This is a genomic window from Streptomyces sp. NPDC005485, from assembly GCF_040606085.1.
Classification (GTDB): domain Bacteria; phylum Actinomycetota; class Actinomycetes; order Streptomycetales; family Streptomycetaceae; genus Streptomyces.
Map to the genome: position 1 here is coordinate 32,459 of NZ_JBEXDZ010000023.1, position 13,997 is coordinate 46,455.

General features: G+C 69.1%; 13 protein-coding genes. 4 read left to right on the forward strand and 9 right to left on the reverse strand.

Annotation, left to right across the window (positions count from 1 at the left end):
- The first annotated feature begins 3 nt into the window (after window positions 1–3).
- On the forward strand, window positions 4–1,713 hold the full coding sequence (locus tag ABZS97_RS10890) for a sensor histidine kinase (protein WP_356136016.1): 1,710 nt from the start codon (window positions 4–6) through the stop codon (window positions 1,711–1,713).
- A complete protein-coding gene (locus tag ABZS97_RS10895) occupies window positions 1,710–2,390 on the forward strand; it encodes a response regulator (RefSeq protein WP_356136019.1) in 681 nt (226 codons plus the stop codon). The genes ABZS97_RS10890 and ABZS97_RS10895 overlap by 4 nt, the downstream gene beginning before the upstream one ends.
- A gap of 104 nt (window positions 2,391–2,494) precedes the next feature.
- Here ABZS97_RS10895 and ABZS97_RS10900 read toward each other — a convergent pair whose 3' ends face one another.
- The 3 genes from ABZS97_RS10900 to ABZS97_RS10910 form a co-directional block, all read right to left on the reverse strand.
- Entirely contained in the window at window positions 2,495–3,547 is a 1,053-nt protein-coding gene (locus ABZS97_RS10900) for an ABC transporter substrate-binding protein (RefSeq protein WP_356136021.1), read from the reverse strand.
- Window positions 3,548–3,717: 170 nt separating this feature from the next.
- Window positions 3,718–4,599 carry an ABC transporter permease gene (locus ABZS97_RS10905; protein WP_356136023.1) on the reverse strand — a complete coding sequence of 294 codons (882 nt, stop codon included), beginning with the start codon at window positions 4,597–4,599 and terminating at the stop codon, window positions 3,718–3,720.
- A complete protein-coding gene (locus tag ABZS97_RS10910; protein WP_356136025.1) occupies window positions 4,589–5,404 on the reverse strand; it encodes an ABC transporter ATP-binding protein in 816 nt (271 codons plus the stop codon). The genes ABZS97_RS10905 and ABZS97_RS10910 overlap by 11 nt, the downstream gene beginning before the upstream one ends.
- A 161-nt stretch (window positions 5,405–5,565) precedes the next feature.
- Between ABZS97_RS10910 and ABZS97_RS10915 the strand changes: the two genes are divergently transcribed.
- Window positions 5,566–6,258 carry a response regulator gene (locus tag ABZS97_RS10915; protein ID WP_356136027.1) on the forward strand — a complete coding sequence of 231 codons (693 nt, stop codon included), beginning with the start codon at window positions 5,566–5,568 and terminating at the stop codon, window positions 6,256–6,258.
- Between the two features lie 102 nt (window positions 6,259–6,360).
- On the opposite strand, the gene ABZS97_RS10920 is transcribed toward ABZS97_RS10915, so the two are convergent.
- From ABZS97_RS10920 to ABZS97_RS10945, 6 genes are all read right to left on the reverse strand, one after another.
- Window positions 6,361–7,953 carry a cation acetate symporter gene (locus ABZS97_RS10920; RefSeq protein ID WP_356136029.1) on the reverse strand — a complete coding sequence of 531 codons (1,593 nt, stop codon included), beginning with the start codon at window positions 7,951–7,953 and terminating at the stop codon, window positions 6,361–6,363.
- Window positions 7,950–8,354, reverse strand: coding sequence for a DUF485 domain-containing protein (locus ABZS97_RS10925; RefSeq protein WP_356136078.1), 405 nt, complete (start codon window positions 8,352–8,354; stop codon window positions 7,950–7,952). Before ABZS97_RS10925 ends, ABZS97_RS10920 begins: the two co-directional genes overlap by 4 nt.
- A 188-nt stretch (window positions 8,355–8,542) precedes the next feature.
- Window positions 8,543–9,226 (reverse strand): response regulator transcription factor, encoded by a 684-nt coding sequence (locus tag ABZS97_RS10930; protein ID WP_356136031.1) that lies wholly within the window; start codon window positions 9,224–9,226, stop codon window positions 8,543–8,545.
- A complete protein-coding gene (locus tag ABZS97_RS10935) occupies window positions 9,223–10,374 on the reverse strand; it encodes a histidine kinase (RefSeq protein WP_356136033.1) in 1,152 nt (383 codons plus the stop codon). The genes ABZS97_RS10930 and ABZS97_RS10935 overlap by 4 nt, the downstream gene beginning before the upstream one ends.
- Window positions 10,371–10,895, reverse strand: coding sequence for a DUF1453 domain-containing protein (locus ABZS97_RS10940; protein ID WP_356136080.1), 525 nt, complete (start codon window positions 10,893–10,895; stop codon window positions 10,371–10,373). The genes ABZS97_RS10935 and ABZS97_RS10940 overlap by 4 nt, the downstream gene beginning before the upstream one ends.
- 308 nt (window positions 10,896–11,203) lie before the next feature.
- Window positions 11,204–13,327, reverse strand: coding sequence for a DNA topoisomerase IV subunit B (locus ABZS97_RS10945; RefSeq protein ID WP_356136035.1), 2,124 nt, complete (start codon window positions 13,325–13,327; stop codon window positions 11,204–11,206).
- Window positions 13,328–13,766: 439 nt separating this feature from the next.
- On the opposite strand from ABZS97_RS10945, the gene ABZS97_RS10950 reads away from it, so the two are divergent.
- Entirely contained in the window at window positions 13,767–13,997 is a 231-nt protein-coding gene (locus ABZS97_RS10950; RefSeq protein ID WP_121406526.1) for a hypothetical protein, read from the forward strand.

Genomic DNA, 13,997 nt, shown 5'->3' on the forward strand with positions numbered 1-13,997 from the left:
GGTATGAGCCCCACTCCCCCCGCACGACGACTGCGCCTGGGTCTGCCGCGGCGGGTGTTCTCGCAGGTGCTGCTGATGCAGGTGGCGATCGCCGCCGGGGTCGCCGTACTCGCGACCGGGCTGTTCCTCGCGCCGCTGAGCAACCAGCTGGACGACCAGGCCATGCGCCGTGCGCTCGCGATCGCGCAGACCACCTCGGCCCAGCCGCAGATCGCCGAGGATCTGCTGACGACGCTGCCGTCCGCGAACGGCCCCGTGCAGGCCGAGGCGGAGGACATCCGCAAGGCCACCGACGCCGAGTACATCGTGGTGATGAACATGCACGGCGTGCGCTGGTCGCACACCGACCCCACGGAGATCGGCGGGATCGTCTCGACCAGCCCCGAGCGCGCCCTCGCCGGCAAGGAGGTCATGGAGATCGACACCGGCACCCTGGGGCGCTCGGCCCGCGGGAAGGTGCCGCTGCGGGACGCCCATGGCGACATCATCGGCGCGGTCTCGGTCGGCATCGAGTACAACAGCGTGCGGGCCCGGCTGCTGCACGCGATCCCCGGCCTGCTCGCGTACGCCGGCGCCGCCCTCGCGATCGGAGCGCTGGCCGCCTATGTCATCTCCCGGCGGGTGCAGCGGCAGACCCGTGACCTCGCCTTCTCGGACATCTCGGCCCTTCTCGCGGAGCGCGAGGCGATGCTGCACGGCATCCGGGAGGGCGTCGTCGCCCTGGACCGCGCGGGCCGTGTGCGGCTGCTCAACGACGAGGCGCAGCGGCTGCTCGGCCTCGGCGCCGAGGCCATCGGACAGCCGCTCGACGACGCCCTCGGAGCGGGTCGTACGACCGATGTGCTGGCCGGCCGCGTCACCGGCACCGATCTGCTCACGGTGCGCGGGCAGCGCGTCCTGGTCGCCAACCGGATGCCCACCGACGACGGCGGGGCGGTGGCCACCCTGCGCGACCGCACCGAGCTGGAGCAGCTCGGCCGCGAGCTGGACTCCACCCGCGGTCTGATCGACGCGCTGCGCGCCCAGGACCACGAGCACGCCAACCGGATGCACACGCTCCTGGGGTTCCTCGAACTGGAGATGTACGACGACGCCGTGGAGTTCGTCGGTGAAGTGGTGGGCGACCACAGGGCCACGGCGGAGCAGGTCACCGAGAAGATCCACGATCCCCTGCTCGCCGCCCTGCTGGTCGGGAAGGCCACCGTCGCGGCCGAGCGCGGCGTGGCGCTGTGGATCTCGGACACGACGCGGATGCCCGACCGGCTGATCGACCCGAGAGGCCTTGTCACCGTCGTCGGCAACCTGGTCGACAACGCGCTCGACGCCGTCGCAGGCACCCCCCACGCGCGCGTGGAGGTCGAGTTGCGCGCCGAGGGGCGTACCGCCGTGCTGCGGGTGCGGGACACCGGGCCCGGGGTTCCCGCGGAACAGCGGGAGTTGATCTTCACGGACGGCTGGTCCACCAAGAAGCCGCCGGCACACGGCAAGCGCGGTCTCGGGCTTCCCCTGGTGCGCCGGCTCGCCGAGCGGCAGGGCGGCAGCGCGCGGGTGGCCGAAGCGGTCGGCGGGGGCGCGGAGTTCACCGTCGTACTGCCGGAGGCGCTCACGGAGCCCGGCCTCGCGCCGGAGACGGGTGTGCCGGAGTCGAGGGTGCCGGAGGCGGGCACTGCCATGGAGAGCGCGGGTACGGCTGTCAACGAGGAGTCGCGATGATCGAGGTCCTGGTCGTGGACGACGACACCCGGGTCGCACGGGTCAACGCCGCCTACGTCGAGAAGGTGCCGGGCTTCCATGTCGCGGGCGAGGCACACACCGCAGCCGAGGCGTTGCGTCTGCTGGAGTCGCTGCCCCACGTGGATCTCGTCCTCATGGACCACTACCTGCCGGACGAAACGGGCCTCGCCGTCGTCCAGGAGATGCGCAGGCGCGGCCACCAGACCGACGTGATCATGGTGACCGCGGCCCGGGACATCTCGACCGTCCAGGCGGCGATGCGGCACGGCGCGCTGCAGTACCTGGTCAAGCCGTTCGCCTTCGCCGGCCTGCGCGCCAAGCTGGCGGCGTACGCGGATCTGCGCCGCACCCTCGACGGCGGCGGCGAGGCCGAACAGGCCGAGGTGGACCGCATCTTCGGCGCCCTGTCCGCGGGCGCGGAGCCGGACCTGCCCAAGGGGCACTCCCCCAGCACCGTGGAGCTCGTGCGCCGCGCCCTGGTGGACGCCCAGGGGGCGCTGTCCGCCCAGGAGGTCGCCGAGCAGACAGGACTGAGCCGGCAGACCGCCCAGCGCTATCTGAAGCTCCTGGAGCGCACGGGGCGAGCCAGGCTCACGCTCAAATACGGCGACGCGGGCCGCCCGGAGCACCGCTACGTCTGGGCGACCCGCGCCTGAGGGCGCGGCCGGAAGGGGAAGACGGCCGCGCCCCGACCGTCGTACGGCTGTCAGGGGAGTCCAGCCGTACGCGGTGTCGGTCGGCCCGTGCCGGGGCGCTGCGCTCAGCCGGTGGCGTTCTTCACGAACTCCGTGGTGTACGTCTTGCTGAGGTCGACATCGGCGTTCTTGATGTTGGGGTTGAACGCCTTGAGGACCTTCTCGACGGTCTCGGGGCCGTCCTTGGGCATGACGCCGTCCCTGGTGAACATCGGCAGGGTGCTCTTGATCGCACCGGCGTAGATGATCTTGTTGCCCTGCGAGTAGTCGGCGGGCATCTTGGCCGCTATCTCGTAAGCGCTGTGCGTGGACATCCACTTGAGGGTCTTCACGAAGGCGTTGGCCAACTTCTGGACCGTCTTCTTGTGGCCGTTCACCCAGTCCGTCTGCATGTAGAGGCTGGAGGAGGGGTACGGCCCGCCGAGCGCCGCCTGTGAGCCCTCCGGCGTCCGCATGTCGATGAGGACGTCACCCAGGCTCTTGTCCAGGACCGTGGCGACGGTCGGGTCCGTCGTCATGCCGCCGTCGATGGCGCCCTGCTGGAGGGCGGAGATGAACGTCGGCCCGGCGCCCACGGCGACCGGCGTGAACTCGCTGATCTTCACACCGTTCTTGACGGCGAGGTACTTGGTGAGGAAGTCGGTGGAGGAGCCGAGTCCGGTGATGCCCAGCTTCTTGCCCTTGAAGTCCTTGGGCGACTTGATGTCGTCCAGTCGCTTCTTGGAGATGACCTCGACCTCGCCGGGCGCATGCGAGAACTGCACGACGGACTCCACGTGCTTGCCCTTGGTCTGCAGGTCGAGCGTGTGGTCGTAGAAGCCGACCGCTCCTTGGACCTGGCCCGAGACGAGCGCGGTCTCGGCCTGCACTCCGGCCGGCTCGCTGAGCAGTTGGACATCCAAACCCTCGTCGTTGAAGTAGCCGAGGCGCTGGGTGAGCATCGCCGGGAGGTAGATGACCTTGTCCAGGCCGCCGACCATGATCTTGACGTGCTCGCCCTTGCCGCTTCCTCCGGAGTCGGCCGTGGAACCCGCGGCGTCGTTGGCACAGGCGGTGAGCGAGGAGAGGGCGAGCAGACCGGCGGCTGCCAGGGCTGAGTATCTGGCGGTCTTGCGCATGGCGGTTCACGTCCTTGTGAGAGGGCAGTGCGGGAAGCTGGCGGGCGCCTTCGAAGAGGGCGCTGCGGGAAAGGGCACTTCTGGGAGGTGTCTTGGAACCGGTTCCTGAAGCGCCTTGAAACCGGTTCCTCCGGAAGGCGTTCGGCGAATGGTGATCCCGGGGAGAGGGATCAGCGGTCCGAGTCCGACGTCTTCCACCGGAAGATGCGGCGCTCGAAGAAGGTGAGCAGTCCCTCCGCGAGCAGGGCGACAGCCGCGAGGATGACCATGGCGGCGTACACACCGGCCGCGTTGAAGGTGCCCTGCGACTGGGCGACGAGCAGGCCGATGCCCTTGGTGGCGCCGATGTACTCGCCGACGATGGCGCCGATCAGCGCGAACCCGAAGCTGACGTGGAGGCTGGTGAAGATCCACGAGGTCGCGGACGGAATGACGACCTGGAGCGTCACCCGGCGGTCGCTCGCCCCCAGAATCCGGGCGTTGGCGACCAGGTTGCGATCAACCTCCCGGGCGCCCTGGAACGCGTTGAAGAAGACCGGGAAGAACACCAGGACCACGGCCGACGCGACCTTGGAGGCCGGTCCGAGGCCGAACCAGATCACGAAGATCGGCGCGAGGACGATCCTGGGAATGGAGTTGAGCACCTTGATGTATGGACCAAGGACATCGGCGAGGAAGGCGATACGCCCCAGGGCGATACCGAAGACGACACCGGTCACCACCCCGATGATCCAGCCGAGCAGCGCCTCGTGAAGCGTGTACCAGATCTGCTCGCCGAGGGAGCCCAGCGCGGTGCCGTGCATCACCCACTGGTGGATCTGGTCCCAGATCTTCGAGGGCATCGAGAAGTTGAACGGGTCGATGACCTTCGTCCGCGCAAGGACTTCCCACAGTCCGAGCACGGCGACCAGGAGCACCACGCGGGCGGCCAGGACGACCGCCTTGCGTCTGCGGGCGGCACGGGCGCGCGAGTGTGCGCGGCCACCCTGCTTGTTCACCGGCTCGGTGGCGGTCGGCGCCGCGTCGGTCTTGGGCATGATGTCAGGCGACATGGGCCGCGCCCCTCTCACGGGTGATGCGGACCTCTTCGCCGAGGGACTCCCAGATCTCGCGGTAGATCTCGATGAACCTCGGTTCCAGGCGCACCGATTCGACCTTGCGCGGTCGCGGCAGATCGATGTCGAAGACGTGCTTGACGGTCGCGGGGCCCGCCGTCATCACGACGACCTTGTCGGCCAGCGCGATGGACTCCTCCAGGTCGTGGGTGACGAAGACGACCGAGGCACCGGTGCCCTCCCACAGCTCAAGGAGTTCGTCCGACATCAGGGCCCTGGTCTGTACGTCGAGCGCGGAGAAGGGCTCGTCCATCAGCAGGATCTCGGGGTCGTTGACGAAGGTCGCGGCGAGGGCGACGCGCTTGCGCTGGCCGCCGGAGAGCTGATGGGGGTAGCGGTCCTCGAAGGCCGAGAGCCCGACCCGGGCCAGCCACTCGCGCGCCTTCTGCTTCGCCTCGGCCTTGGGCACACCGCGGAAGCGGGGCCCCGCCATGACGTTGGACAGGACCGTGCGCCAGGGGAAGGTGGCGTCCTGCTGGAAGACGAAGCCGACCTTGTCACCGACGCCGGCGACCGGCGTTCCGGCCACCAGGACCTCGCCCTCGGTGGGCTCCTCCAGGCCACTGACAAGGGTCAGAGTGGTGGACTTGCCACAGCCGGTGGGGCCCACGACGGCCACGAACTCGCCTCGGCCGACGGTCAGGTCCAGCTCCCTGACGGCCGTGTGCAAACCCCCCGACGGGGTCTTGAAGATCTTGCTGGCGCCCCGCAGCTCGATGGCGGGGCTGATGTCTGCGCTCATGGCCCGGGACCGTAGATGTGGCGCGGGCCACAGCATCAGTCTTCTGGGCACATGGAGTTCTTTTGCTTGCAAGAGCCTGTTGTGCTCGTTTTGCTCGCGTTACAACTGCGGAGCCGAAACACGGGCTCACCGCTCGCCTGGCCTTGGGAGAGAGAGGCCCGATGATTGACGTCCTGGTCGTGGACGACGACTTCCGCGTTGCTGAGATCAACGCCAAGTACGTGGGAAAGGTTCCCGGATTCCGGGTGGCCGCCCGCGCACACAGCGCCGCCCAGGCCATGGCCGCCGTGGAGCGCGCGCCCATCGACCTGGTGCTGCTCGACCACTATCTGCCCGACCAGACCGGCCTCGAACTGGTCCACCGGATGCGGGAACGCGGCCACGGCACCGACGTCATCATGATCACGGCGGCCAGCGACGTGGTGACGGTACAGACCGCGATGCGCCTGGGCGCCCTGCACTACCTGGTCAAGCCGTTCACCTTCGCCGCACTGCGCACTCGTCTCGACTCCTACGCGGCCCTGCGCCGCACCGTCGACCGGGTGGGCGGCCGAGGCGTCGCGGGCCAGGAGCAGGTCGACCGGATCTTCGGCGCACTGCGCACGACCTCCGCGCCCTCGTCGCCCGGACTGCCGAGCGGCCACTCCGAGCCGACCACCGACCTGATCTGCGCGGTGCTGCACCACGCGGATCATCCGCTGTCGGCCCACGAGGTGGCCGCCGAGACGGGCCTGAGCCGGTCCACCGCCCAGCGCTACCTGCGCCACCTCGAACAGGCGGGACGCCTGCGCCTCTCCCTTCGCTACGGGGACACAGGGCGTCCGGAGCACCGGTATGCGTGGGTGGCGCCGTAGGACCGTACTCGTCTCGTCGGAGCGTGGTGTCCGGTCGCGCCCCCCACGCCCCTGAATACCTTCGTACGCCGGTGGAGGCGCCGTACGTCGGCGAAGGCGCGGTCAGACCGCCCCGGCCCCGGTGAGCGATCGCACCTCGGTCTCGGCGTGCTTCGCCTCGTCCGGCGGCTCCGCCGAGGTGACCGTGCCGAGCCAACCCGCCAGGAACCCGAGAGGGATCGAGACGAGGCCCGGGTTCTGCAGCGGGAAGTACTGGAAGTCCACGCCCGGGAAGAGCGAGGTGGGGCTTCCCGAGACCACCGGTGACAGCAGCACGAGCACGAGCGCGGGCACCAGGCCTCCGTACACGGCCCACACCGCGCCGCGGGTCGTGAAGCTCCGCCAGAACAACGAGTACAACAGCGCCGGCAGATTCGCTGAGGCCGCGACCGCGAAGGCGAGGCCCACCAGGAAGGCCACGTTGAGGTCTCGGGCGAGCAGTCCGAGCGCGATGGCGACGACGCCGATGCCCACCGCGGCCGTGCGCGCCACGGCGACCTCGCTGCGCGGCTTCGCATGCCGGCGTCGCAGCGACGCGTACAGGTCGTGTGCGACGGAGGCCGAGGAGGCGAGCGTGATCCCGGCGACGACCGCGAGGATCGTGGCGAAGGCGATGGCGGCGACGAAGGCGAACAGAACCGTTCCTCCGGTGGAATCCGCTCCGCCGCCCAGGTCGAGCGCCAGCAGCGGGACCGCGGTGTTCCCTGCGGCGTTCGACTTGCGGACCGCCTCCGGGCCGACGATCGCGGCCGCGCCGAAGCCCAGCACGATCGTCATCAGGTAGAAGCAGCCGATGAGCCCGATCGACCACACGGCCGAGCGGCGCGCGGCCCGGGCGGTCGGGACGGTGTAGAAGCGCGACAGGATGTGCGGCAGCCCTGCCGTGCCGAGCACCAGCGCGAGGCCCAGGCTGATGAAGTCGAAGCGAGCCGTCCAGTCAGCGCCGTACTTCAGTCCGGGCACGAGGAACGCGTCACCGTGCCCGCTGCGGTGCGCCGCCGCACGCAGCAACTGGTCGAAGTCCCCGTGGAAGCGCAGGAGGACGAGCACGGTCAAGACCATCGCGCCGCCCAGCAGGAGCACCGCCTTGACGATCTGAATCCACGTGGTGGCCCGCATCCCTCCCATCGACACATAGATCACCATGAGCGCGCCCACGCCGATCACCGCCCAGGTCCGCGCCGCTCCGCTCGCGCTCCCCACCAGCAGCGCGACCAGGCTGCCCGCGCCCACCATCTGCGCCACCAGATAGAGAACGGACACGGTGACCGAGGAGGTTCCCACCGCGATCCGCACCGGCCGCTCGCTCATCCGGGCCGCGACGACGTCGGCGAGCGTGAACCTCCCGCAGTTGCGCACCAGTTCGGCGACCAGGAACAGCACGACGAGCCAGGCGACAAGAAAGCCCACCACGTACAGCAGCCCGTCGTAACCGAAGAGAGCGATGAGGCCGGTGACTCCCAGGAAGGATGCGGCCGACATGTAGTCACCGGAGATGGCAAAACCATTCTCCATCGGCGAGAACAGCCGCCCGCCGGCGTAGAACTCCTCGGCCGAACCGTGCCGATTACGGCTCACCCACGTCGTGATTCCCAGCGTCACCGCCACGAACGCGCTGAACAGCAGCAGCGCCAGCGTCTGATGGCCGCCGGTCACCGCTCGCCACCCCGGACGCCGCGCGTCAACTCCTGGGTGTCCCAGCGCAGATCGAGCGCGGCCCGGTCCCTGCGCAGCCGAGCGTGCCGCGCGTACGCCCAGGTGAACAGGAAGGTGGTGAGGAACTGCCCCAGCCCCGCGAGCATCGCCACGTTCACTGCACCCGCGACCGGCTGGGCCATCAACGCGGGCGCTGTCGTCGCTGCCACGACATAGCCCACGTACCAGGTGAAGAAGACGGCGACGCCCGGGATCACGAACCTCCGGTACCGGCTGCGCACCTCCTGGAAGGCCGCGCTGCGCTGCACTTCCAGATAGATGTCGGCCGCGCCGACCGAACGGCCCTCGTGCTCCCGGCGCGCGGACGGCACCGCCGGAGCGGGTGCGCCCGTGCCGTCCATCTCACCCCAGCCGGAGGCGAGCGCGTCGTACCAGGGATCGTCGAACCGGACCTCCCCGGTATCGCGGCCGTCGTGCTTCTCCACCGAACTCTCCTTGTCCGCGGCCCGTTTCGGCCGCGTGCCCAAGGATGGGCAGATCAGGAAGATCCCGGACTCTTCTCCCCACCCACTTCACCCCATCAGGTGACTCAGCCCGCCGGTGGCCGTACAAGACCCTTCCCGAAGGCGTAACGGACCGCTTGAGCACGATCCTTGAGCCCCGTCTTGGCGAAGAGGTTGTTGATGTGGGTCTTCACGGTCGCGGTGGAGACATGCAGTTTGCGCGCGATCTCCTGGTTGCTGAAGCCTTCGGCGATCAGCAGGAGCACCTCGGTCTCGCGCGCGGTGAGCCCGTCCGGCGCCTCCGTGGGCGCGACCGGCTCCGGCTTCGGCTCCGACAGCCGCTCCAGCAGCCGCCGTTGGATGCTCGGTGAGAGCCCCGCTTCTCCGGACAGCACGCTCTCCACCGCCCGCACGATCTCGTCCCCACCCGCGTCCTTGGTGAGATACCCGCGGGCTCCCGCCCTGAGGGCCGGGAACAGCGACTCGTCGTCCGCGAACGTCGTGAGCACCACGACCTGGGTCCCCGGGTGGTCGGCCCGAATGCGCCTGGTCGCCTCGACGCCGTCGCATCGCGGCATGCGCAGGTCCATGAGCACGACGTCCGGAGCGAGTTCGGCGACCAACTGCACCGCTTCGTTTCCGTCGCCGGCAGCGCCCACAACCTCGATCCCGGGCAGCAGCCCCAGCAGCATCACGATGCCCTCGCGCACCACGGTCTGGTCGTCCGCCACGACAACCCGTGCCGGCTTCCTCTCCCCGGCCTCCGTCATACGGGCACCTTCAGCGTCACCACGAACCCCTCCTCGTCCGGCCCGGCCTGCAGCGAGCCGCCCAACAGTTCGGCACGCTCCCGCATGCCCAGCAGACCGTACCCGGCTCCGGAGCCGGTGAGCTCGCCCGGCGGCCCGCCCGAGTCCCGTACGTCCAGGGTCACTTCGTGCTCGCCGTAGTCCAGGCACATCCGGACCTTGGCGCCGGGTGCGTGCTTGCGAACGTTGGTCAGGGCCTCCTGCGCAACTCTGCGCACCGCCTGCGACGCCTCGGCCGGCACCGGTCTCCGTTCACCCGTCACGGTGACCGTGGCTTGCTCTGCCGTGGCGAGGAGTTCACTCAGGAAGTCCTCCAGCGGTGACATCTCACCCCGCAGCGCGGACAGCGCCTGCCGGGTCTCGGCGAGCCCTTCGCGGGCCATCCCCCGCGCGGCCACGACCCGTTCGAGGATCTGCTCCTGGTCCGCACCGCGCTCGATGAGCAGCCGGGCCGCCTCCAGATGCACGAGCTGCGCCGAGAGGCTGTGCGCCAGTACGTCGTGGATCTCCCGTGCGATCCGTGCACGCTCCGCGAGCGCCGCCGACTCCGCCTCGGCGGCACGCGCCGCACGCTCCTGCGCGAGCAGTCGCTGGGCGCTGCCACGCGCCTCCGCGTCGAGGCGCAGCGCATAACCGGCGAGCGCGAGTCCCGCGGTCGTGGCCGCGGTGGTCAGCCAGGCATCGTTGTTGACCACCGCGTACGCGCTCAGCGCCACGGACGTGGCCGGCAGCGCGGCCGCAAGAGGGAGCCGCTCGATGGCGCTGACGGCACATCCGCACCACAGGACGAGGGCCGGAACCCGGAGCCCTGCCCCCTCGGCCACCGTCGCCATGACGAACAGCAACGCGAGCAGCCCGAGCGAAGGCAGCAGCCGATGCTGCAATGTGGTCCGGAAGAACCCCCAGGCCACGAACCCGCCGAGCGCGACTCCCAGAAGGGCGCCCGCCCCTCTCCAGCCGTTGAGATGGCCGCTCGTGAACAGCGTGCCCAGCAGGACAGCGAGGGCGAAGAGGCGTGTGGTCCAGGCGAGCACGTGCCGCAGCTTGGGCACTCCTGCTCGGGAGAGTGCCTCGCGGGAAGGCCAGCGCGTCCACACGTTCTCCGTCACACGTGCTCCTTCCACGGGGCCCTGGGGACGCCGTCACCGTACGCCGTGGCTTGTCCGACCGCCGGGTGCAGCATCCCCGACCGCCAGACCAGGATTCCCGAGCGAACCAGAAGGGTGGCCGCGAGCGCGAGCAACAGGGCGGAGGAGTCTTGGTGCACGCCGATCAGCACACCGATCCCGAACAGGGCTGCCCGGAGTCCTACGCCGACGACCCAGACGATCGCGCTCGCCTTGGTGCTCCTGCTCCACACGGAGCCGTCCGCCTCCGCCCACATCCGCGTGGTCCACGCCCAGCCGGCCCCTGTGGCCAGGCCTATGAGCAGCTCGGCGCCGAGCAGGAGGATCGCCTCGGTGTGATGGTGGGGGTCGATCACCCCCGGCTCCCGAAACGCTATGACGGCCAGGACGACGGGCACCAGCCACCAGCGCCTGCCGGCGTCGACCCTGCTCGCGCGGAACTGGCGTACCAACACCAGCACCACGACTGCGAAGATCACCACGGTATTGACGAGCCCGGACATCACGGCCTCCGCGAGCGAGGAAGGGCGGGTGTCGACAGCGGTTGCTGCCAACGCCTTCGACGCTACGGAAAACGGCAGGTCAGCGAATCGGAGCCAGGGTGGATCGGGGGTGGATCCCCACGCTCCATACGTCTCCACCCACGGGTGGAGCCATCCCTCCGGCCTCCGCCAGATCGGCGGGCGAACCCGACCGCCCGCTGGTCCGCAGGTGAGCGACTTCTCCAGCGCCCGAGCCCTGCCCGGACCCGGGCAGGGCAGGGCAGGGCGGGGCAGGGCGGGGCAGGCCTACGAACCAGCCAGGGCACCGCCTACGCGTCGATGCGCGACCGATCCAACGTCGCGGCCGAGTTCGAGATGAACTCCTTCCGAGGAGCCACGTCGTTCCCCATCAGCAGATCAAACACCTGCTCGGACGCCTCCAGGTCGGAGATGTTGATCCGCCGCAGTGTGCGGTAGCGCGGGTCCATCGTGGTCTCGGCCAGTTGGTCCGCGTCCATCTCACCCAGACCCTTGTAGCGCTGGATCGAGTCCTTGTACCGCACGTTCTTGCGCTGCAGCTCCAGCAGCGTCTCCCGCAGCTCCCGGTCCGAGTACGTGTAGATGTACTTGTCCTGGCCCTTCTTGGGCTGACTCAGCTCGATCCGGTGCAGGGGCGGCACCGCCGCGAAGACCCGGCCCGCCTCGACCATCGGCCGCATGTAGCGCTGGAAGAGCGTCAGAAGCAGGATCCGGATGTGCGCGCCGTCGACATCGGCGTCGACGAGAAGAATGATCTTCCCGTAGCGCGCCGCGTCGATGTCGAAGGTCCGCCCCGACCCCGCTCCTATGACCTGGATGATCGCACCGCACTCGGCGTTCTTGAGCATGTCCGTCACGGACGCCTTCTGAACGTTGAGGATCTTGCCGCGGATCGGCAGCAGCGCCTGGAACTCGGAGTTCCGGGCGAGCTTGGCGGTACCGAGCGCGGAGTCCCCCTCCACGATGAACAGCTCGCTGCGCTCCACGTCGTCGCTGCGGCAGTCCGCGAGCTTGGCGGGCAGCGAGGAGGACTCCAGTGCCGTCTTCCGGCGCTGCGCGTCCTTGTGCTGCCGGGCCGCGATCCGCGTGCGGGCGGCGGAGACGGCCTTCTCCATCACGACCCGGGCCTGTGCGGCCGCGTCCCGCTTCGTCGTGGTCAGGAACGCCTTGAGCTCCTGGGAGACCACACTCGTCACGATGCGGCGGGCCGCCGAGGTGCCGAGCACCTCCTTGGTCTGGCCCTCGAACTGCGGCTCGGCGAGGCGCACGGTGACGACGGCGGTCAGACCCTCCATGGCGTCGTCCTTGAGGATGCCGTCCTCGGCCACGCGCAGCAGCTTCTTGGCTCGCAGCACCTCGTTCATCGTCTTGACGACTGCCTGCTCGAAGCCCGCGACATGGGTGCCGCCCTTGGGGGTGGCGATGATGTTCACGAACGACTTCAGGGTCGTGTCGTAACCGGTGCCCCAGCGCAGCGCCACGTCCACGCCCAGCTCGCGCGTGACCTCGGTCGGCGTCATCTGACCGTGGTCGTCCAGGACCGGAACGGTCTCCTTGAAAGTGCCCTGCCCGGAGAAGCGGAGGATGTCGCAGACGGGCTTGTCAGTGGCCAGGTACTCGCAGAACTCGCTGATTCCACCGTCGAAGCGGAATGATTCCTCGCCCTTGCTGCCGCCCTCACCGAGCCCGTACTCGTCCCGGACCACGATGGTCAGGCCCGGCACCAGGAACGCCGTCTGGCGGGCGCGCTGGTGCAGGTTCTCCAGGGAGAGCTTGGCTTCCTTGAGGAAGATCTGACGGTCGGCCCAGTAGCGCACGCGCGTGCCGGTGCGGGTCTTGGGGATCCGCTTGAGCTTGCGCAGACCACTCGCCGCGTCGAAGGCCGCGTCGGGGCCGGCGGCCTTGAACTCTCCGGGGGTGCCGCGACGGAAGCTGACGGCGTGCGTGTTGCCCGCGCGGTCGACCTCGACGTCCAAACGCGCGGAGAGCGCGTTCACCACGGAGGCGCCCACGCCGTGCAGACCGCCGGAGGCGGCGTACGAGCCGCCGCCGAACTTGCCACCGGCGTGCAGCTTGGTCATCACGACCTCGATGCCGGAAAGGCCGGTCTTGGGCTCGACATCGACAGGGATCCCTCGGCCGTTGTCCCGCACCTCCACCGAGGCGTCATCGTGCAGGATGACCTCGATGTGGTCGCAGTACCCCCCCAGGGCCTCGTCGACGGAGTTGTCGATGATCTCCCAGAGGCAGTGCATCAGGCCACGACTGTCGGTCGAGCCGATGTACATGCCCGGGCGCTTGCGTACGGCCTCGAGCCCCTCAAGGACGAGCAGGTGCCGCGCGGTGTAGTTGGAACCGTCCCGGTCTGCTCCTGCCAGCAGCGCTGTGGACGGCACGGACGTCTCGGCGGTCACGCGGTTCGCTCCTCGCTGAATTTCAGGTGAGGCCCTTTTGGGTAAGGGCCGGCTTCGGATGCCGCTCAGAGGGTACCGAGGCCTGGTAGAGCCGTTGTAACGCCACCCTCGTCTGAACGCAGACTAGTCCAGAGTCGTATGGGTGTTCGATCCCTCGTTGGAGTGAAGTACATATCACGTTCCCTTCCAGGCATGAACCATTTAGGCTCCGGGCACGTCCTCATGAACAACCGGCAACCCAGCCGGGGGACCGACCCTGACAGACAGCGCGAACCCGTACAGACACAAAGACACGCAATACGGCACATTCGCCGCCAACCGGCAGCAGACAGCCGGCTCGGAAAGAAATTTTCGAGGAGAAGCCGCGAGCGGGAACGTTTTCGGCCTGGTTGGATGTTGACCCTGGTACGACAGCTCGTCGAGCTAGAGAAGAGGCGACGTGACTACTGTTCTGACCCCCGCGAGCCCGCTGACGGCCGCTGACCGCTGCGACCGTTGCGGCGCCCAGGCATATCTGCGCGTCGTCCTCCTGAGCGGCGGAGAACTGCTCTTCTGCGCCCACCACGGTCGCAAGTTCGAGCCGGAACTCAAGAAGATCGCCGCTGAGATACAGGACGAGACGGAGCGACTGACGTCCGTTCCGGAAAGCGTCAACGACGAAGAACGCTGA

Excerpts from the sequence above, each read along its gene's own strand:
- ABZS97_RS10890 (WP_356136016.1), top strand. The coding sequence starts at position 4 with ATGAGCCCCACTCCCCCCGCACGACGACTGCGCCTGGGTCTGCCGCGG.
- ABZS97_RS10895 (WP_356136019.1), top strand. The coding sequence starts at position 1,710 with ATGATCGAGGTCCTGGTCGTGGACGACGACACCCGGGTCGCACGGGTC.
- ABZS97_RS10900 (WP_356136021.1), bottom strand. The coding sequence starts at position 3,547 with ATGCGCAAGACCGCCAGATACTCAGCCCTGGCAGCCGCCGGTCTGCTC.
- ABZS97_RS10905 (WP_356136023.1), bottom strand. The coding sequence starts at position 4,599 with ATGTCGCCTGACATCATGCCCAAGACCGACGCGGCGCCGACCGCCACC.
- ABZS97_RS10910 (WP_356136025.1), bottom strand. The coding sequence starts at position 5,404 with ATGAGCGCAGACATCAGCCCCGCCATCGAGCTGCGGGGCGCCAGCAAG.
- ABZS97_RS10915 (WP_356136027.1), top strand. The coding sequence starts at position 5,566 with ATGATTGACGTCCTGGTCGTGGACGACGACTTCCGCGTTGCTGAGATC.
- ABZS97_RS10925 (WP_356136078.1), bottom strand. The coding sequence starts at position 8,354 with ATGGACGGCACGGGCGCACCCGCTCCGGCGGTGCCGTCCGCGCGCCGG.
- ABZS97_RS10930 (WP_356136031.1), bottom strand. The coding sequence starts at position 9,226 with ATGACGGAGGCCGGGGAGAGGAAGCCGGCACGGGTTGTCGTGGCGGAC.
- ABZS97_RS10940 (WP_356136080.1), bottom strand. The coding sequence starts at position 10,895 with ATGTCCGGGCTCGTCAATACCGTGGTGATCTTCGCAGTCGTGGTGCTG.